14 protein-coding genes and 2 pseudogenes are annotated in these 21,613 nt (G+C 33.0%); 4 read left to right on the top strand and 12 right to left on the bottom strand.

Annotated features, from left to right (window positions below):
• Positions 1-177: 177 nt before the first annotated feature.
• The 9 genes and pseudogenes from AC0L8O_RS24590 to AC0L8O_RS24550 form a co-directional block, all read right to left on the bottom strand.
• Positions 178-1,293 (bottom strand): response regulator, encoded by a 1,116-nt coding sequence (locus AC0L8O_RS24590; protein WP_473445918.1) that lies wholly within the window; start codon positions 1,291-1,293, stop codon positions 178-180.
• On the bottom strand, positions 1,274-4,366 hold the full coding sequence (locus tag AC0L8O_RS24585) for a hybrid sensor histidine kinase/response regulator (protein WP_473445917.1): 3,093 nt from the start codon (positions 4,364-4,366) through the stop codon (positions 1,274-1,276). The genes AC0L8O_RS24590 and AC0L8O_RS24585 overlap by 20 nt, the downstream gene beginning before the upstream one ends.
• Before the next feature lie 661 nt (positions 4,367-5,027).
• A pseudogene (locus tag AC0L8O_RS24580) lies at positions 5,028-5,147 on the bottom strand (DNA-binding transcriptional regulator); the annotation flags it as partial.
• 389 nt (positions 5,148-5,536) lie between these two features.
• On the bottom strand, positions 5,537-6,181 hold the full coding sequence (locus tag AC0L8O_RS24575; RefSeq protein WP_473445916.1) for a DUF1266 domain-containing protein: 645 nt from the start codon (positions 6,179-6,181) through the stop codon (positions 5,537-5,539).
• A 14-nt stretch (positions 6,182-6,195) separates the two neighbouring features.
• The gene (locus AC0L8O_RS24570) at positions 6,196-7,692 is read right to left on the bottom strand and encodes a DnaJ domain-containing protein (protein ID WP_473445915.1); all 1,497 of its coding nucleotides are present in this window, start codon (positions 7,690-7,692) and stop codon (positions 6,196-6,198) included.
• The gene (locus tag AC0L8O_RS24565; protein WP_473445914.1) at positions 7,692-9,392 is read right to left on the bottom strand and encodes a molecular chaperone HscC; all 1,701 of its coding nucleotides are present in this window, start codon (positions 9,390-9,392) and stop codon (positions 7,692-7,694) included. Before AC0L8O_RS24565 ends, AC0L8O_RS24570 begins: the two co-directional genes overlap by 1 nt.
• 682 nt (positions 9,393-10,074) lie before the next feature.
• Positions 10,075-14,034, bottom strand: coding sequence for a hypothetical protein (locus tag AC0L8O_RS24560; RefSeq protein WP_473445913.1), 3,960 nt, complete (start codon positions 14,032-14,034; stop codon positions 10,075-10,077).
• A 428-nt stretch (positions 14,035-14,462) separates the two neighbouring features.
• Complete coding sequence (locus AC0L8O_RS24555) at positions 14,463-14,645, bottom strand: hypothetical protein (protein WP_473445912.1); 183 nt, start codon at positions 14,643-14,645, stop codon at positions 14,463-14,465.
• 83 nt (positions 14,646-14,728) lie between these two features.
• Positions 14,729-15,016 carry a hypothetical protein gene (locus AC0L8O_RS24550; protein ID WP_473445911.1) on the bottom strand — a complete coding sequence of 96 codons (288 nt, stop codon included), beginning with the start codon at positions 15,014-15,016 and terminating at the stop codon, positions 14,729-14,731.
• A 294-nt stretch (positions 15,017-15,310) separates the two neighbouring features.
• Here AC0L8O_RS24550 and AC0L8O_RS24545 point away from each other — a divergent pair.
• Both AC0L8O_RS24545 and AC0L8O_RS24540 read left to right on the top strand, forming a co-directional pair.
• Positions 15,311-15,400: pseudogene (locus AC0L8O_RS24545) on the top strand (DinB family protein); the annotation flags it as partial.
• Between the two features lie 932 nt (positions 15,401-16,332).
• Positions 16,333-16,755: a hypothetical protein gene (locus tag AC0L8O_RS24540; protein WP_473445910.1), complete on the top strand. Its 423-nt coding sequence runs from the start codon at positions 16,333-16,335 to the stop codon at positions 16,753-16,755.
• A gap of 330 nt (positions 16,756-17,085) precedes the next feature.
• Here AC0L8O_RS24540 and AC0L8O_RS24535 read toward each other — a convergent pair whose 3' ends face one another.
• Both AC0L8O_RS24535 and AC0L8O_RS24530 read right to left on the bottom strand, forming a co-directional pair.
• Positions 17,086-17,553 carry a tyrosine-type recombinase/integrase gene (locus AC0L8O_RS24535; protein WP_473445909.1) on the bottom strand — a complete coding sequence of 156 codons (468 nt, stop codon included), beginning with the start codon at positions 17,551-17,553 and terminating at the stop codon, positions 17,086-17,088.
• 983 nt (positions 17,554-18,536) lie between these two features.
• On the bottom strand, positions 18,537-19,688 hold the full coding sequence (locus AC0L8O_RS24530) for a hypothetical protein (protein ID WP_473445908.1): 1,152 nt from the start codon (positions 19,686-19,688) through the stop codon (positions 18,537-18,539).
• Positions 19,689-20,022: 334 nt separating this feature from the next.
• On the opposite strand from AC0L8O_RS24530, the gene AC0L8O_RS24525 reads away from it, so the two are divergent.
• Positions 20,023-20,409 (top strand): hypothetical protein, encoded by a 387-nt coding sequence (locus AC0L8O_RS24525; RefSeq protein WP_473445907.1) that lies wholly within the window; start codon positions 20,023-20,025, stop codon positions 20,407-20,409.
• Positions 20,410-20,533: 124 nt separating this feature from the next.
• On the opposite strand, the gene AC0L8O_RS24520 is transcribed toward AC0L8O_RS24525, so the two are convergent.
• Positions 20,534-20,902: a DUF2716 domain-containing protein gene (locus AC0L8O_RS24520; protein WP_473445906.1), complete on the bottom strand. Its 369-nt coding sequence runs from the start codon at positions 20,900-20,902 to the stop codon at positions 20,534-20,536.
• A 390-nt stretch (positions 20,903-21,292) separates the two neighbouring features.
• On the opposite strand from AC0L8O_RS24520, the gene AC0L8O_RS24515 reads away from it, so the two are divergent.
• Entirely contained in the window at positions 21,293-21,598 is a 306-nt protein-coding gene (locus AC0L8O_RS24515; RefSeq protein ID WP_473445905.1) for a hypothetical protein, read from the top strand.
• The last annotated feature ends 15 nt before the right edge of the window (positions 21,599-21,613 follow it).

Genomic DNA, 21,613 nt, shown 5'->3' with positions numbered 1-21,613 from the left:
TTCTTATATGTTAGTTATCTAAGCATTATTATTTTTCTAGAATATATCGAAACACTTGATAACTGATTCTTGATAAATAGATGGATATCCTAACTTATAAAGGTTAACAAAGTGCTCTGAACAAATTCTGAACAACAAAAAAAACTACCTTTCCACATTTTAGTGAAAAAGTAGTTCTTACTGAATAACATACTGATTACATAATTCATATAATTCTTTAGGAAGGTCAACCCCTAATTCTTCGGACCATTTTTCTTTATAAAATTGAAAAGCAGCTAACAATTCTTTTTTATCTTTCGATTGCCCTAAGTAGGTGAATAAGTAGGTGACATATTTCTCATTATATGGTTCTATTTGCAATAGTTTTTCAAGACATTTAATGACACCACTTGTTGTACTTAAGCTCATGAAGTTCACCTTGATAAATTGTTCAAGAAAATGTAAAAAAAGGCATTTTATACTTTGCTGTTTTGGATAGGCCCAAAGATAATCCTCTTCCTCTAAATAGTTTCCTTTATATAATTCAAGCAGTTCTTCTATCGATTTTTCAGTTAAAGATACCATGTCTAATTGAATATACTGCTCCAATATTTCTATATCACTATTTATTTTACAATCTAGCTTATATTGATCATTTAAATATGGAATTGAATTCCCTTCTCCTAGGCTTTTTAAAGTTTTACGCAGCTGATAAACAGAGGTATGTAATAGTGTTAGTGACTTTTCAATTGGAGTCTCCGGCCACAAATTATCAACTATTTTCATTTTGTGAATAAACACACCCTGATGTTGCCATAGATAAATAAATAATTCCTTAACCTTTTTCGTTCGCCATTTAACCTGATTACCATTTCGATCAAACAACTGAAAACTACCTAACGAATAAGCAGACATTATAAGATTTTCTCTTTTTTTTGCAATGTTTAAATCTGTCCTGTTGTATGTCTGTAGCCTTGCAATGGTCTTTTTTAACCTTGGGAGTGTAACTGGCTTTAGTAGATAATCAATTGCATGTATTTCAAATGCTTCAAGAGCATACTGGTCATATGCTGTCACAAAGATTACTTGCAGGTGAGGAATAACAGACATTAGGTGTTCTGCGAATTCCAAACCATTTACATTCCCCATTTGTATATCTAGAAATACGACATCAACCGTATATTTTCCAAGTTCCAGGTATGCATGGTTCGGGTCAGTAAAGGTTTTTACGATTTCCACATCAGATATCTTTTTTAGCTGATTTCTTAGGACCTCAATTGCCAATGGTTCATCATCAATTAATATAACCTTCATCAGTTCTAACCTCCGGTAAAATAATGGTTATGTTCGTCCCTTTATTTTCTTGGGACTCTACATGTAAACTAGCCATTTTCATTAACTTTAATTTTCTGATTGAATTTTCAAAACCAATACCATTGCTGTTACCTCCTAGTAAATCAGCCCTTTGTTCCGCTTTCATTCCCTTTCCGTTATCTTTTATGACTACCTGAACTTCATTATTTGACTTTCGACATATCGTTAAAGATAGCTTCCCATTATTACTTTCTGAGAGCCCATGTTGAATAGCATTTTCTACCAGTGGCTGAATAGTCATAGGAGGAATCATTACCTCTATACTCTCGTCAATATCATAGAAAATTTTCAATTTATTTCCATATCTCAATTTTTCAATAGCTAGATATGCCTGTACTAATTCAATTTCCTCATCTATAGAAATGAGTGATTGACGGCGGTATAAATTCAGCTTCGCATGAAAATATGTAGATAAATTCATTAATGCTTCTCGAGTTTTTTCGGAATCATGATAACTCAAACCTATAATTGTATTTAGAGTGTTATATAAAAAGTGTGGTTTAATTTGAGCATAAAAATATCTCAATTCATCAATTACAGCCTGTTCCGCTGCATTTTTCATTTTTAATAATGACTCTACTCTTGCCTTTAATTCCTCAGCTTGTACAGGCTTTAGCAAGAAATCATTTGCTCCTCCGATAAATGATTCTATCAAATTCGATGGCCGGCCAGAAGCAGTAAGAATTATTATCGGAAGCTCTACCATATGATATTCCTCGCGAATCTTCTTACATACACTATATCCATTCATATTTGGCATCATTAAATCTAAAATAAGGAGATCAATTTTTGTTTCTTTCACTATTTTTATTACATCCTCGCCATTATCAACAGCGATTACTCTATAGTTTAATGAGCTAATTAAATCGACTAACACTTTTATATTTGTATGATCATCATCTACAACAAGAATCGTATATTTACTTTTTTGTTCAATTCGTAAAGGCAACATTAATGATGGTCCATGTGTTGGTATGTAATACTGGCGATTATGAGTAATGATTGAAGGCTTTTCTGCAGCTTTTGTTATCTGCTCTTGATTTGCTAATGGAATGGTAAAAGAAAAAAGTGATCCTTTTCCAGGCGTTGACGAAACACTTATTTCCCCACCAGATCCTTCAATCAATTGCTTCGTAATACTTAACCCCAAGCCAAGCCCTTCCGTTCCCATGTTACTAACACCTTGATAAAATGTTGTAAATATATGGTCTATGTCTTCCTTTTCAATTCCAATTCCAGTATCGGACACGTTTATCACCATAAAGGAATCACAAACGTTTGCTGATATCGTAATTTTACCTTTCGGAGTAAATTTAATGGCATTGGAAACCAGGTTGTATATAATTTGCTTTAATCTTTGTTCATCCACAAATACAGCTGGTAAATTTGATTCTATATGATTATGTATGGTCAGTTCTTTTTTGTTCTGCATTAAAAATTCCAACTCTTGAATAACATCGTTGACTATTTCCAAGTTAACAGCATTAGGCAAGATAGCATACCGATTTTCTTTAATATTGGAAGCGTTTAGTAAGTCATCGACTATGCTTGTTAATCGAGTACTAACGTTATAGATTAATCCTAGACTTTCCTGTTGCTTTAATCGGAGCGGTCCTTCATTTCCTTCCATTAAAGATTTTGATAGATTTACTATTCCATTCAAAGGAGTTCTCAGCTCATGGGATGTTTTCATTAAAAATTCATCTTTCAGCCTGTCATATATCTTTAACTCCTCAGCCAGTTCTTCAGATTTTATAAATGCCTCATAAAATTCCTTGCCCATAAATAAAGCAAGACTTATTGTCATAACTAAGAAAAATACAAGAGGTGCTCTGCCAAGATCTATTTCAAACAAAAAATTCACTCCTAAGAGGAGACCATAGCTAATAAACGCAGATGCGATTATAACCAAGTATTCTGAACCTTGTGATCTTTTAATGAGAGCCTTAATTAATATATAAAAAATAAACACATATGCAGGTGCCAACATAACGACAATCATAACTTGTTTATAAAAAATAGGAAGGAATTGAAGTAGAGTTGTACTTAAATTTGGAATACCGTATAAAATGCCGTCTATCACTATTAAAATACTAATGATTTTCATCGTTTTTATATTTGAATAGGCTACAAAGCATGTATGTATAAACAATAGAAAGAAAAGAAGCGCAACGTGAAATAATGATAATTGAATATTTGATAAATGATAAATATCCAATATAGGTATAATCAGCTCAATTAGTTTTTCATTAATAAATGCTAGGTAAATTCCTTGAGTAATACAAAACATACTGAAGAAAAGCAGTTGAATATCTTGTTTTCGGTTAAAATAGGAAAAGAAATTATATATTCCCAAAAGCAAGTAACCCATAATCAAAAATCCATCAAAGGTTCGATCTTGATCTCTACTCTCCATTATTTGGTTTGCTGTACCAAATTCTATCGATTTCAATATACCTCCCCTATTTGGATAGGTAAGACTAGCGACTTGGATAACAACTTCTAAATGATGATTTATACTGTAGCCCATACCGATATAATTGCTTACATAAGGAACATATTCATCTTTCACCTTGGAGGTATGCCCGCTTGCACCAACTTCAACACCGTTAATAAATAATCTGCTCGCATGATTAATTTTATTCACTTTTATACCATACATCCCATTAGAAGGAGTCTTAATAGTTAATTTATATGTACCCGCTACAAAAGGTGGATTCTCTTTACTATAATTGTCATGCCATATCCCTGGTACTTTTCTTAAATCACTTTTGTAATCGGCAAAAACAGCTTCATTTTGTTTTGGAGTAATTAACTCATTTTTGTAGAATTCCCAAGCTCCATTTAACTTCACCATTCCATCTTTATTAAAATTCCATTCAGTTAAATCCACTTGGCCATTGCTGGCGGCTAATTGCTCATTAGGTATTTCTTCATTAGTATTTATAAAGATATTACTGAGTGAAATTATGAAAATACATATTGCAATTAATGTCCCTATAATTCTATTCATAAACACCTCAAAACTCATATTTCGACAAAATCTTCCATTATCTATTATAATATCCAAAAATTTCTTTTTAGAAAATACCCTTTTTAAATAAAAGAGAAATTGTTTTTCCTCTTTGCATTAGATGTGTGAGCCAATATCTCTTGATAGCAATTTTCCCTTCCCCTCTTCTTCAACAAGAAATGCTGAACCATTTCCTGCAAAGACAGAACATTTAAAGTTAAAAGGATCAACAAGATATTGATCTCATTAAAGTGAATATATAGATCATGGAAAAGTTCGTAAAGATATTAACTGTGAGTGTGGCAAGAGCCTACGTCATCAATTTGGTTAATGTGAACAAAGAGATAAAAGAAAAAAGAACGATCGGTGTTGTACATTTAATGTAAGAACTAATAATTTCTAAGGAGATATTACATGACCTCTATCAGATAAATTATGATTTTGATGAAATTTCAATAAAATATATAATGGGCCAGAAATGCCAAATCATAAAATAAATCCATTCTAGAATAAAAACACCAATTCAATTGAACACATTATTGAGGCATCAATTACCTTTATAGATAGACACGTTGATCTATTATATTCGAAGATTAAACTCTTAAACTCTAGAAAAAAGAAGAGCAAATACAAATGCTAAATTAAATATGTACTTTTATGGTAGAATTTTTACTGAGTACCCGTCAGCTAAGGCCTGCTCCAACTCCTTCAAAAAAGATTCCATAGAGAGAGAACTTAATCGACTTATTACTTCATGACTAGTTAAATGTTGGTTTATCTTCTTTATTATCTAAAAACTAAAAAATGCTGCCCAAAAGCAAATACCTTTGGAACAGCATCTTATAAAATTCTGTTTAATCGTGCACGTAAAAAACCTCAAGTTGTCTGATACACATCTTCCATTTGAACTTGAGGCGTGTTATCATGATGCCGCCCTCTTGGTACTACTAATGGAGTTTCTGAAATTGGATCCTTGACAATAAATCAAGTCCGAAAATTTCTTTTACAAATGTACTTAATAATCACCTCTGATGGATTCCCTCTGCTACAAGTTCCCCATTCATTCTTAAGGTCAAAATTATGGTCTGCATAACGGGCCGACAAATTGATATCATGCAGAACCATAACGATTGTCGTACTGTAAGGGTAATCATTCTTTGTAAAAAACCCTTAAATTTTTACATCCCATTTCACTTTTTGAATTGGACTATATTTAGATACAATTAATTTTGTAATAAATTCCTTTCGATATTTCACAAATGATGTAAGGCTTTCTTCATCATTGTGATAAAATTGGAAGCCAATTAAACAGGCAGTCATATACTCTGTCCAGCTTGAATAAGCGTTCTGTGCTAGACGTGCCGCTTTTAACATATAGTTCCAAGCATCCACTTTCGTAAGAAGCCCTAGCTTCAATCCAAAGAGGCTAAATAAAATACAAAGACTATAATCGACCGCAATGATATTTTCAGCAGATAGTCGCGCATAGTAATGATTTGTTAACGTCATTTTTACTTTCTTTTCATTCGGCAATGATTGAATGTAGTCTTGCCGGTCAATTTCTGGAATGAGGATCAGTTCATTTCTGCATGTAATAAATTCTGCCCTTTTCCCTTCATTTAACAACCAATCTAGTTCTGTTTTCAACTGATTTGAATCTTGAATATTTCTTAGTTTTAAAGCTCGCTTCATTGAACGTTTACTACTAATATGGCGTCGGTTCACCACATCATAATAAGAATTGTAACAAACAGTTGTTAAGCCATAAAGGTAATTCATAACCGCTTTTTTCTCTTTCCGTGTTAATGCAACCATTCCAACATTCCTTTCTAATAGCGTACAGCACGATGGATTTTGATTACTTCTTTAATCATGAAGAATAAGATGATGTACAAAAGACCTACCCAGAGCAGGACATTAAGTGGGAATGTTGAGTCGATTTGAACTGTCCCTATAATTAGACCAATCGGTATAAACATGGCCATCAGGATCGGGTTCATTTCAAATATTTCTCCTAATCTATTTAAAGCAATGATAGCCAAAACAACTAACATGATGATTCTTATTCTTATGAGATACCCCAAAAAGATCGTGATCTTAGATACGCTCGAAGATCCCACTAGCTCTTTTTGTAATACTCTTACATGTGGACGTTTATTTTTACTGCGCTGCTCACTCGTTTCTCTATACATAATGCCATGTATTTTAGCCAAATATGTCACTACATCAAGGTCATTTGGTTCCATTTCTTGGACTTGCTTAAATATCTCTCTTGATCGATTGAGATCACCTTTATAAAAATAATTTTTACCTTGTATAATAAGAGCATTGAGATAATCTGATTCCATCGACAGGATTTTTTCACATTGCTGAATGGATTCATCCAGCTGATTTGTTTTGTGTAAAATTTCAGCAAGAGAAAATCGCGCCTCCAGATCTTTCCAATTAAGCTGCAACTTTTGACTAAACACCTGACTGGCAGCTTCAAAGCGATTTGATCGAAATAATAGATCTCCATATATTCGTAATAAATCAGAATCATTAGCGAAAATAGCTAAAGCCTTATGTAAGCAATCCTCGGCCTTCGTCATTTTATTTGTAGAAAGTGCATCTATTGCTTCCTCCCGATAACGAAGAAACGAATCGTAGTCAATATCCTCTGCCTCAAGCAGGATGTGGTAATCGAAACCAGGACAATCATCTAGCTGTTTTTTATAATAAATGAAAAACGTTTCTGAAACCTGCTCCTGAAAGGCCCTTTCATTTATCTGTATTTCATCCTTCCATTGAAAGCTGTTTTCAAGCAGCTGCCATATGTTTTTGGGTAAATAATGATGCTCTACAACAAAATCGAGTAAACGAGTGCTTAATTTTCGTTTTAATTCAAGATTCCAAATAACATCAGAATTCAACAATTCAATCCAATGATCAATCTTAATGCGGGAAGGAAAATCATGATAAAGTGCTTCAACCTTGCTCATAAATTCATCAACCATTGCTTCCTTTTTATGAAAGTCATCAGCAAGATGGTTTACCTCGATAAAAGGAAAAGGCTGCGTAAAATCTTCATCAGCTATTTGTTCTGGATTTTCCTCTGGAAATGCTATTTTCTCAATGGCTACTTCTTGTTCTTCTGCAGACTGTTTCCTCTTACTACGAGCCATTACTTTTTGCTGCTTCATGACATTGTCAAATGCTTCTCTTAATCTTTGATATCCCTCTGGGTCATCTTCAGGATGATGGACTTTTAGTTTTTTTGCATATGCTTTTTTAATTATGGAGGAGTTATCTGTTGGTTCAATTCCGAGTATTTCCCATGATGTCATTAATAATCATTCCACCTTTCCAGGGCTGCTAGTTCGATTTTTAACGAGTGGGCTGCCTTTTTGATATCCATTTCGTTTTGTGAAGCGAGAACACGTTCAAATTTCTCAAGTAAAAATGAAATTTCCTGCCTTCTTTCACCTAATGCCTCTTCATATAATCTTTCACCCTTTGCAAGGAGGAGCCTATTTTCCGTTCTTTCTCTTGGATGAATCTTAATTGCTTTAAGCATATCCAGTCTTTCATTAATTTCCTTCTCAGAAAGATTTCCCGGATTTTGTTCAACAATCATCCTTTTCTTTTCACCTGTACTGATGATCGTAACCTCTACCTCTAATAACCCATTCAGATCATATGTATATCGAACATCTATCGCTTGATCACCCGCAGCAGCAGGTGGTACTTTTACTGTAATCTCACCTAGCTTTAGGTTGTTTTCTACTAATCTGCTTTCTCCTTGATACACGCTAAGCCGAATTTGAGTTTGTAAATCATGCAAGGTATATAGTCTTTCAACTTTGCTTACGGGAATCGGAGTATTGCGTTCGATTATCGGGAGAAAATGTCCCGACTCATATTGATCATCTCTCAAATATTTCGATACTTCCGTTCCAAGTGTAAAGGGACATACATCCGTTAAAATCAATTCCTGCAATGCTTCATTTCTCTCTTTGAGTGCTACCTGGATAGCTGCACCTAATGCAACAGCCTCATCAGGATTAATATTCGAGAATGGGAGACGACCGAACATTTTACTAACAATTGATTTAATAATTGGCATTTTCGTTGCTCCACCAATCAAAATGACTGTATCGATTTCATCTACTGAAAGAGAAGCATCTCTTAAAGCACGTTCAATTGGCAGGCGCATCTTTAAAATTAATGGCTGCGAAATTTTTTCAAATAGATTTCGATCGATTGTCAGTTCATATTGATTATGTTGAAAAGTAAATGTCATTCTACCCACATTCCCTTTTCCAAGTTCTCGTTTGCAAATCTCAGCTTGCTTATATAAATAGGACCGATCATTTGCTTCAAGCTCTTCAGCTTCTATTTTTTGAGATTCAAGAAAATATGAAAAAAGCAAACTAGTAAAATCCTCGCCTCCAAGAAAATTATCTCCAGCAACTGATTTCACTTCCATAATCCCTTCGAATAACTCTAGAATAGTTACATCAAAGGTCCCCCCGCCTAAATCAAACACAAGGAATTTCGTTTCTGATTTTTGCTGATGTAAGCCATAGGCGATCGCAGCTGCAGTTGGCTCACTAATAAGTCTCTCTACCTTCAGTCCCGCCAGCTCTGCAGCTTTCTTAGTAGCCTTCCGTTGTACATCATTAAAATAAGCAGGTACGCTGATAACAGCATCTGTCACTTCACTGCCAAAAAAAGCCTCTGCATCTCTTTTCAATGATTGCAGAATAAAGGAAGAAAGCTCTTCAGGAGAAAATGAATAAGCTCCTAAGAAAAAGGATTTTTCAGTACCCATAAATCGCTTAAATGCAGAAACCGTTAAATGAGGATGGGTAATTAACCGTTCTTTTGCAATTTGTCCTACTAATAGTTCACCATTATCATCAACACTTATAATAGAAGGTGTAAGATGTTCTCCTAAAACATTTGGGATGATGGTTGGTCCAGTTTCAGACCAATAGGCAACTAGACTATTAGATGTTCCTAAATCTATTCCGATTGTTGTCATCAATTATTACCTCACTATTACATTTTATATAAGCATTTAGTTACAAAAATTGAATATTATCCCATATTTCATATTGTTATAGAGATTTTATCTAGTCAAGTAGTATCCCTTAATTTAGGAGAAAAGTCATACCTCTATTTCAGTTCTTTGTCATTATATTCAGTGGTATTTACTCTGACTACTCTTCTGGAAAGTTTACCGCATCAATTAATCGAATTACCAAACGAGGTATTTTCATTAATGATTATCTATACATTAAAGTATGGTTTTGATCGTTATAATCTGAAAAGGTAATTGCCTTGGTGGCTTAATGATTTTATGAGTAAAACTATGACAATAATGCTTTAGCTTTCTTTATTTAAACCAAAAATCTACTTAGGAAAGTAAAACTACGACAGCATACTTAATACATTGGTCTGGATTTTCGGAAGTCACTTGTTTCTTTTTCTTGGATAATTAAATACCCTAATAACTTCTTTATTTTAAATAACTGTACTTTTGATTCATATAAAACAATACATAAATAGAAAATAGAAATACTCACACAATAAATAAGAGAATAGGAAAGGTCCTATTCTCAATATTGTACAATTACATTTAGCTTTATTTTTTATTGGATTTAGAAGCAATAAAACTATCAATTTTTTCTGTAGGTCGCTAACAAACAAAGTATCCAACCTAATCAGAAAAATTCATCTTTGTTATCTCCACCTATTGTAAGAATAACATTCCCCTCTAAACCTTCAATAAAAAATTGCGATTCATTTACTTTTATTGCTTGGGCTTGGATCTCTTGATTAAACAACTGGGAGTCAATATTGTTAACTAATTGATCAATGGTTGAAAATGTCTGAGTTAATTTAATAGTTGCCGTTTTATTGCCATCGCTTATCGTAAAGGATCTATTTTTGGATGTATCTCCGTCCTGGCCAGTAAAGATGTTCTCATTAAAGAAATAACTCCAGTCATTTCCTCCTAAAATAACTTTAGAAGTTGATCCCGTTTGAAAGGCTGAGATATTAAAAGTATCCCCAAATCCAAAAGAGGTTAAGGTACGGTTCATTAATCCCAGGTTATTATCAATAAAATACTGTTGAATATGGCTTTCGATTGCTGAAGCAACCACCTGAGCTGGTGTAAAACCGTTTGTCGGGATATCCCAGTCAAGCCTCACTGGAATCGTATAGGTGCCGTCACTAACCGTAAATTCCTTTGGATTATTTTTGAAATTCGAATCTGTAATAACTTTACTAACTCCTTTTGCTTGAGTAGCATACACCGTACCATAATCTAGATTTGTGATATTTTTACTTAAAATACTAGCTCCGGGTACTAAATTAGATGTTACTTTTGATGCCAATGTATTTGATGATACTTTTATTCTTACTCTAACATCCCTATATCGTGACAGATCAACTGTTGTTGTATCTGAAATATCTTGCCAATTCCCGCCGTTATCTAGTGTGAACTCGTAACTAGAAACTGCTAACACTCTTTGGCCATTTTCCAAAAATATTGCATTTGTCGGTGTACTATCATTTAGAACTACTTGGGGAGCTTCTGGCTCTGTTAATGTTCCTAAATCTCTTGTATTTCTGGTTAATGATTTTTGTCGAATTATCACGTGGTCTTCATCTTTGAAGTTTACTGTAGTTACTCCATCTGTAGCTGGTAACCAATTGGTACCTCCATTTATGCTGTACTCCATATCTATCGTGGTTTGATCTATTTTTTCATCTGCCACATTAATAGAGACACCTGTTAAATTAATCATTGTCACACTTTTGTCTAGATCATTTGTTGTTTGTGATGCCAGGCTGTCCTTGGTTGCTTTTTTACGGACTCTTATGTCCGCATTATCCGATGCATCAACCGTTGTTACGTCTAGTATATCTTGCCATTGGCCATCATTATCTAGTGTGTACTCATATCCAGATGTAGCTTTGACTCTTTGACCATTTTCCATAAATACTGCATTTGATAGAACATCATCATCTAGAACTACTTGGGGAGCTTCTGGCTCTGTTAAAGTTCCCAAATCTCTCGTATTTCTGGTTAATGATTTTTGTCGAATTATTACGTGGTCTCCATCTTTGAAGGTCACTGTAGTTACTCCATCTTCAGCTTGCGTCCAATTTGTTCCTCCATTAAGGCTGTACTCCATATCAGTGAGAGTTTGTTCGATTTCTCTATCGGCAACATCTATGGAGACACCTGTTAAATCTATCATTGCCACACTTTTGTCTAGATCATCTGTCACCTGAGATGCCAAGCTGTCTTTGGTTGCTTTTATTCGGACTCTAATATCTGCATTATCTGATGCATCTACTGTTGTCGTATCTAAAATGTCTTGCCATGTACTGCCATTGTCCAATGTGTATTCTAAACCAAATATAGCTTCGACTCTTTGACCATTTTCCATAAATACTGCATTCGATAGAACATCATCATCTAGAACTACTTGGGGAGCATCTGGCTCTGTTAATGTTCCTAAATCTAATGTATTTCTGGTTAATGATTTTTGACGAATTATTACATGGTCTTCATTCTTGAAAGTCAGTGAAGTTACTCCACCTGTAGCTTGCACCCAGATGGTACCTCCATCAAGGCTATATTCCATATCTGTGGTAGTTTGTTCGATTTCTCTATCGGCAACATCTATGGAGACACCTGTTAAATCTATCATTGCCACACTTTTGTCAAGATCATCTGTCACCTGAGATGCCAAGCTGTCTTTGGTTGCTTTTTTACGGACTCTTATGTCCGCATTATCTGATGCATCTACTGTTGTCGTATCTAGGATATCTTGCCACGTGCTACCATTGTCTAATGTAAACTCATATCCGGCTGATTCCTTAACTTGTTCTCCGTTTTCCAAAAACACAGCATTAGATAAAATATCATCGTCGAGTGAAATCACCGGTGCATTTGATTCTACCAATGTTCCAAGGTTACGAATATTATATTTGATTGCTTTTTGACGTACTAATACTATATCTCCATCTTTAAAATCAACATCTGTAAAATCTTTTTCGCAACTAATCCAACTTTTACCATTGTCAACACTGTATTCCATTTGTGTGGTCGTATTTATAATCTGTTTTCTTGAAAGACCTAGCTCTATCTTACTGAGATCAACGTAGGAAATAGAAGGACTTAAATTATTATCTAAAATAATATCCACAACTTCTATTACTCTACCCTTATTCTCTATTTTTACAGTACCTGATAAAGAAGTATCCTTTATCAATTTTTTAATAACTGTATTTTCAGCAATATAGATAAACGCATTTAGATTCTTAACAAGTACTTCCGTTCTAGAAAGGTCACCTTGTAGTATAATCTCAGATCGTTTTTCCAATGCAGAGATTATAAGTGAAAAAAGGTTTGCATTTGATTCAGCAATGATAGTACCTTGCGTCAATAATATCATTTCTTTTATCACTGCATATGTTGCAATCGTTACAGTAGGTTCATTTCCATTGACTAGAACATTAGACTGTGAAAAATCACCATCTAGATGTATGGTTTTACCTTTATTTACAGGATTGATATTTAGTTTTTTAATTTGTGCTTGATTCTGCACAATTACTTTTGCATTACTAAGAATAGAAAGATTGCTAATTTCACTTTTGTTTTTGAGGAGAATTTCTAAAGAAGTATTTGTGGCTAAAGTCTTTGTTTCACTTGTTGTGGTCTCATCTTCAACTTTTATCAACCCAGTTGCCTCAACATTAGTTAACGTTAATTTTCCTGAGCCTTTTAAAATAATGTCTCCATTTACAACAACGTTCTTCAATTCAAAATACGTATCATTTGGTATGGTTATCACGACATCTTTATCAATATATTCTAATTCAGGAGTTTCATAGCTAGTAGGGTTCGTTTCATCCTTTGATTGGGCAGTTAATCTTATTATGATATCTTCTTCAATTCCTTTTTCAATTTTACGTAAGGTAGCCTCAATCTTATCTAATGTCGGATACTTTCCAGGATGTAACTTGTTACCTTCAATTTTTATTTGCCCTGCTCTTTTCTGTAATCGTTCTAATTTTTTATAATTTTCTTTTGCTGCAGTAAGCTTATTCTCTCCAAGTTGTTTTTTGATTTCCTCAAGAAGCAGATATTGAGAAACCTCATATATAATCGTTTCTTTAGTTATTTTTGAATCCTTTAAATATATTTTTCTTAATATTTCACGGTTCTTTTCCCCATAAACCTTACTAATCACTTTTTCTACCTTATTTATTTGATAAGAAAAGTCCTCATATAATTCTACTAAGTTATTATTAATAGTTTCATTAGATATATAGGACTGCATATCAGATTTATATTTTTCTAACTCTTTACCAGCCTTTATAGCATCTATCACCCTTGCTGCTTTTAGATGTGTGTCTTTTGCTAGTTTAAGTTCAGAAATTAGCTTTTCACTCAATGAACCCTTAATTTGACTTACAGCTTTTTCAGCTCCTTTAATGTCATAACTAGCTTTGTTATATGTACTAATAAATTCTGGAGATAAATTCACTTGACTGATTTGATTTAAATCATAATATTGTTTCAACAAATTTGCTGAGCGATGCGCTTGCTTTATAAGCTCACTAACATTTTTAGTAGAAATCGCCTCTGAAGGAGTTGACATTACAATAACAGCTGATGAGGTTAAAAGTGTTGCGCTTACTCCCCTAATAATTTTTTTCTTGTTCTTTTATTCATAAAAAACCACCTTAGCTCAATATTTTTGAATTATTATAATCTTTTATATTTTACCACAGTATTAATACAATAGTTCTAGTGTTTATATATGTCTAAAGTCCTTTTAAAATATTTAGACTTAGACTCGTATCCTAGTAAAGAGTAATTCCTATGAAAAGAGAGTTACTGCAATAACAGAGAAAGGTTTAACAGTTTTATTAGTTAATGTTTGAACATTGTTAATTGTAAATACAGCAGCAGTATCAGCTTTATCATAAGAACCAGAAGGTAATGAGATAGTTACTTCAGTTTGAGCTGAATTTAATGTAACTGTAGTTCCTGCAGGTAAAGCTTTACCGTTAATTGTGTAGTTTGCTACATCAGTTGCAGAACCAGCAACAGCTCCACCCTTAACAGCTTCAGGGAAATGTACAGTGATAACATTTCCAGACTCTGTAACTTCACAATTAGAAGTGATAGAGTACCACCAGCATCAGTATCACCATTTACAATTTCAAATGTGTCAGTAGAAGATGCAGCACCGAAGCTTAATTTCACTGAATGAGCTGTATTTTTATTAGTAGCAACAACTAAATCAAGTTACGAATCCAGCTTGGAATTCAACGTTGAATTCACCAGATTTAACTCCTGATTTTACAGGAACTTTTACTAATAGTTCCTACTAGCTGGTTACCTAATGAATCTGCAATAGCTTGATTAGTAAAAAATACTGTATAATTACGTGAAGATTTATTAGCGTAAAGGTTAGTTGTATCTAAGTTTACAACAAACTTAGTACCAGTTTTGTCATCAGCAAGTGGATTAACTGTTTGTGTATTAGCAGCAACAGAATCACCATCAACTAATGTCCAAGGGCTTAAAGTTTCATCTTTCACAGAGATATTACTTTCTAAAGTAGATGCATTCATTTTCTTGCTGAATGTAACTAATACTTTATTATCCCCATAGCTTCTACAGAGCTAATAGCAGGAGCAGCTACATCTTTAGTGATTGAGAATTATTTAGATACTAGAGAATTTACATTTCCAGCAGCATCTTTTAAGTTTATAACTTCAACAGTGTGAGCCTTTGAAGCATCAAGAGCAATCCCTTAATTGTTATGTCAGATGCAGCAGAAGTTACTCCAACTTGTACTCTATCAATTTTAACATGCACGAATTGTCATCTGTTCATATTCGTTTTCTTCCCTTTCTCTTTTACCTTTTCATATTGTTGATGTCGAATGGAGCTGGATACGTCTCTTACAAGGTAAAAATGACTTTCAGGAGAGTTTCGATATTTATAAAAGCTTGAACGTTACATCACAATATAAGTGAAGTGTTCATTTCCAAATTAGTTGACCACCATGACAATACTTGTTTTAAATATGTGGAAACAAAAGAGTTTAACTGAGCAAGGCGTGTCCTCCAGTGATGCGAAAAAACTTGCTAAGTACGCTAATAAGAACCGAAAAAAGATAAAGAGTTTAAAAGTTGTTAAATAGTTATAAAACAAATAAGGAGATGTAAACCAAGCAATGAATGTCTTGTTTACATCTCCTTTTTCATTTTAAATCTTAGTCTTGTTAATAAAACCTTACTTAGTTCAGTAAAGTCCATTCCTTTTGGTTTAATTAGAAATTGTGTTAAAAAGGTTTATAATCTGTTTGAAGATTTCCATTTACATCAATCCATATTTCAAGACTAAAAGTTTCATTTCCATCACTGAATGTTAATCTTAGATCTTTTTTATTGATATTAAATGAAACTAGTTTACTTCTATCTTTCATAATAAGATTATTTAAGTTTGATTAATTTAAATATACTTTGATATTGTCATCAAATTCAAACTCAAATCTCGCCTTATAAAGGTTTTCATCCGTAACTTCTAAACCTTTTCTTTTCTAAGAAGATCATAAGATAATCATTTAGTACTTTTTCCTCTTTGTCTTGTTTCCATTTACTGCTGTCCTTCATCATTCATAATCTCACTCCCTTTAACCAATAAACATTTGATGTGAGCCAAATGAAAAAAGGCTATGTAATATCAATTAAGTGGTCACAGTATGTTTCGTTACGTATAGCTAAATTATTATTTACATGTTTGCGTTTACCCTTTCACTTTCTTAAGTAATTTCTCGTAGACTTCATTCCAATTATTTGAATAATGGTACCATAGATACTGGTAAAATCTACCGAATAAGATTAAAATGTTATATCTATACGAACAGTTAGGAGGGATAAATTTGAATGATTTTGGTAAACTTTTGTATGCTGGTAAGACCGACAACAACAAAAATGGTTTTGCATTTATTCTTATTGGAATCATAACCTTTGTCGGTGCAAACTTTATCTATGCAAAAATGATGTTAATGGTGATTGGAGGCGTGTTTACACTCGTCGGATTATACCTACTTCTATTTAAACGAAGTGAAAAATTTTCAATCTATGAAAACACGATTGTTTTAACTTTAAAAGGGCAGGAACTTTCAATTCCAAAAGAACAGATTAGCCATGTTGAATATCAGAAATTAAAAGTTAGAAGAAGTCCGATCGTGAATTATTATCCAGTACTTATATTAAACGATCAAAAAAAAGTGTTAATTAACAAGTCATTTAATTCCATAGTCAATCAAGATTTCAAGAAGGTTATCGAGTCATACCTTTAAATAGCACGATTCTAAAAGGGCAGTCATCTATTTTAGTACATGCCCTTTCTTTATACAAATTTAATAGAATAAGGACTTAACTTGATTAATTAATTCCCTCATACCAAACTTCAGTAATACTTGATTTAAATACAAAAAAACTCATTTACTCCTTACTTTACTAAACAATATGGCGTGATTGCTGAACAAGAAAAATCCTGCAAAACAACACAGGATTTGTAATCAGTATTTAGTTCAAATAATCCATCTTTTTTATGAGACAACAGACCATGAATGTATTACTTTTTTTAAAATTATTTACACTTTTTGGACTGAACTACCTGCATTCACTCAATTATTTTCCACTAATTGTAATACAACAAATGAAAAACTTAATGTACTAAAATTCACCTTAAATTCTAGCTGATGATTTAGAAGTTTAAATAAGTTATTTAAGGCTTGAGCACTTAACGGATTATCTCCTTTCGAATTGATAAAAACAAATGGAAGACTATCAGTCCTACTATGTAAGTATGCCTCTAAAAGTTCTGCACAAGACTCATTGAAGGAAACCATCCTACCTTTACGTTGCATCCCTTGAATAAATTTTTTTGTAGACCAATTAATATCTTCCCTTTTCATGTTCTTTAGATCACCTGAACGAAGACCAGAACCATAAATAGTCTCAATAATTGCTCGATGTAAAAGATTATCTTTAATATGTTCCCTTAACTGCATCATTTGTTCACTATTTAGATATTTCGGGGAGTGTTTCTTATCTTCTGAAAATGGTTTAGAAAATGTAATTATATTTCTCATATCATCTATTCACTCCTATTTATTTGTTTAATCTTTAGAATGATAGACATAGATTAATATTTTCATTCAATATATAGGTTATTTCTTTTCAAATTTAATTGAGCATCCTTTCTACCTCCACTACCAAATTGCTCGACACAATTAATGTAGTGGGACTTGGGGTGACTGGCAAGTCTTTTTTTATGCACATAAAATTAGTGCAGGACTCTGCAGTTTTCCCTTGCAAAGCTCTGCACTTTTATTTTGCAATAAATACGTATATAACATTTTAAGTAAAATTCTTATATAGAAAATTAAACAATTATATTTTAACCCTGCCTAAATTTAGATTAGGGTTATGCTTGTTTTAGGTTTTGAAGTTAAATAACTTTATTCTCTTTTTACAGCAAGGGGTTGTAATGACCTATATTTAGAAATGTTTTTAATTCAAGAAACAAAACCTGTTTAAGATAATCCTAAACAGGTTTTGTTCACCACTTATTTGTCAATTCACCCCATACTTTTTCGTTTCAACTCCACTAGCACAGTGCACCTGAAACTGCTGCCCTTTAAGCTAACGCACCTTCAGCCTGAGGCAAACTTAATTAAATAAGTTACAGTAAGTTATTAGGTAGATTAATATTTCAATTCAATAAATAGGTTATTTCTTTTGAAATTTAATTGATAGATTAATGAGCTTTATTTGTTGTGAATTTGGGGTAAAAAAGGCACTTATTAAAATTAATAAGTATCAAGCTTTTCTTTTAAAATGTAAAAGAGAGTTACTGTATACACAGTAACTCTCCATTTATAGAATGTGGGGAACACCACAGTTCTAACAATTCATTTATTTTCTCTTGAAGTTGGGATAACGAACTTGTTCCTATACTCCCCATTTTATAAAAAGAAAAGCTCTGTAGAGAATTCTCTCACAGAGCTTTTCCTCATTTAATATCACCAAGGCAAGAGTTCTAGTCTCTCGAACCTCACGCAATATCAATTAATTATTGTGCAGATACGTTGAAACTAGCTACTTTATTGTAAGTGCTGATATCAGTAAGATCAATCTTAGCAGAATCAGAGTTTGTTGCAATAGTTACTCCACTTGCAGCTGTAGAAGCGTTAGAGAAGTTTAATTTCACAACGTTATCTGTAGCAGAATCTCCTGTGCTTGGAGCAGCAACTGTATAAGCAATTTCAGTAGAACCAGTTTTAACAACAAAGTCATCTGTAAAGTCAGCTGCGCCACTTGTATCAACAGCTTCAGAGAATGTTAGTTTTAATCCAGTCGCTAAACCATTTGCATCTTTAACGTATTCTACTTTAGATACAGTTGGAGCAACATTATCTTTAAGAGTGATAACTTGATCAATTGCTTTAACTTCAGTAGCAGAAGAAGAAACAACATATCCAGTTGAGTATTGTTTTACTGCGTTAGCATTTAAAGTGATTTTTGCAGAAACATCATTTAATGCAACTGAATAAGAAGCTGGTAACTCAATTTTCACTTCATCTTTAGCAGATGTAGTGAAGTATGCAACAGAACCAGTTGGAAGTGCAGCACCATTTAATGAGTAAGAAGATGTAGATGCAGCAGCATCATCAACTTTTGTACCATACGCTACAGTAATTACATTTTTACCACTTTCGTTCACTGCAGATGCACCAAAGATTGTACCTGCTAATTGAAGTGTAGAAGCAGTATTAGTAACTTCTGTAGTTAATGTAGTAGCTTCATTTACATTGTTGCTACTATCTTTTACTAGACCTTTATCAAGTACTAAGCTGTAATTTCCATTAGTAAGACCAGCTGGATCAGTGATTGTGATAACAAGGTTTTTACCACTAACTGCAGGAGTAGCAGCAACTTTTACAGTTCCACTAACAACTGTTAATTTATTAGCATCAGCTAATGTTAAAGTTTTATCAAAAGGAACAGTGATTGTACCCGCAACTTTATCATAAGTGATTAATTTTGATGAAACTACTTTAGGAGCAGTTAAGTCTTTAGATAGAGTAACTGAACCAGTGTATTCTTTACCAATTACAGTACCATTTTTATAACCAGAAAGTGCAACTGATAATCCTACTGAAGTTTCATTAGTACCGTATAATGGGTTAGCTGTATTAGCTTGTGTTGGAACAACAACTTTCACATATTTAGTTGCTGGAACTGAAGGATTACCATCAGCATCAACATATGAAACTGTTAGATCAGCAGATGTGAATGTATAATTACCTTTTTTAACTGTGAAATTAGCAGGAAGAATTGTATCAACTGCTTTATTTAAAGTTACAATAAATGCGTTAGAATCTTCAGCTTTAATTGAAGCAACTTCTGGTGTTGATACATCTGCACTATAATTTACAGAAGTAGTTGTAAGAGCTTCTTTGTTTGCTGAGAAATCTGCATAATTTAAAACTTGAACAGTGTTAGCACCAGATTTTAATGTTGGTACTGTAAATGTATAAGTATAGTTACCAGCTTTAGTGCTGTTAGCTCCATTTACTAATGGTGAACCATTTACAGAAACTCCACCTAAGTTAGTAGTCCAATCTACTTGCTCATCGAATGTTAATTCAACAGTTGTGCTATCTTTAGCAACAGCTGAAACTAATTTAGGAGCTGTAGTATCTTCAACTTTTACAGCTTTAGTTGTGAATTTAGGGAATTTATCAAATCCACTAGTTAAGATTGCACCGTCAGCGATTTCAACATCAACACCAGCAGCAGGTACTGCATTAGTTAATAATAAGATAGATGATTTTCCGTCTTCAGCAAGTTTGAAGTCAACAACTGCATTAGTAGTAGCTGTACCAGTAGCTGTTACAGTGAAATCACTACTGCTACACTATTTGTTGAAACAGCTTTGTTGAATGTAACTTTTAATTCTTTAGCGTTAATCGCACTTATCGTTCGTTTATGATAAAATAAAAAAAGCACCTAATCCCATTCATACCAAGGGTTCAAGGTGTTTTACTCGGTTCGTATTTTGTTTCGTTAGTTTGAATAATCACCGTTTGGAAAAATAGGTACTGTCCATTCATCAAATTCACTTTTCGGAAACTCCAAACGGGGGTTTATCCAATAACCTGGATGTTGCCAATCTAACGCATACATATATTCATTCTTCTGTGTGAGTTCTTGAAAGACAAGCAATGATTTTTCCTCTAGGTCATTATAAATCTCATCATAAGTATCTAAATCTACGGACCCATTTAAATACTTGGATACATCATAAGTGATAAATGGATTTGGCACTTCAAAAGATGGAAAGTCTGACATACTTGGTTCAAAATTAAATTCATCATATATCCTATCCCATACCTCTTTATATTCTAATGTAGATAATTCAATCCAATTTTCCATTTGAATAGCCACCTTTACGATACTTTTATTAGGGAATATTATATCATTTCTTGTTGCACTAACCTGCCCGTTAGTTTAAGTGTAACTCTTCACATTCTCAATTTCATTCTAATTGACCCTCTCCAATCTGGCCTATAACTGAAATAAGCACATTTCCTTGTTCCAGAAAAGCGCTTGATTGCTGAAGATCGTTATGTACTACATATCAAGAAAAGAAATAATTATGGAGTTTCACCTGTAAAAGTTGCAATTGTAACATAATATTACTTGCTAATCCTTGGAAATAAGAAGTTTCTATTAACATTTAGAATATATTAATACCAAAGTTTCACTTCCATAATTGTTATATAATGTATTTAAGTATTCTAAAAAGTATAAAGAGGTGAATAAATGAAGATTCGACGTTTTTATACAAGTTCATTGTTGATTTTATATATAAGTATCTTAGTAGGTTGTAACAGTTCATCACTTACAGAACAAGAAGTTATTGACATGGTAAAGTTAGATAACAGTGATGAATTTGGTGGTATAGAAATTGTTTCTATAGCTCAGAAAAATGAAGAATATATAATTAAATGGAAAAAAGGTAATGAAAAAGATGAAAATTGTAAAAATGGAATTACTTATGTAAATTCTAAAGAGGGAATAACTAAAACTGATCATACTCCTTGTGAAAAGAGACAAACAAAGAATTAATTTCTTATAAGTCAA

This window comes from Metabacillus sp. KJ11-3 (assembly GCF_055808295.1).
This window is presented reverse-complemented; position numbering and strand designations above follow the sequence as displayed.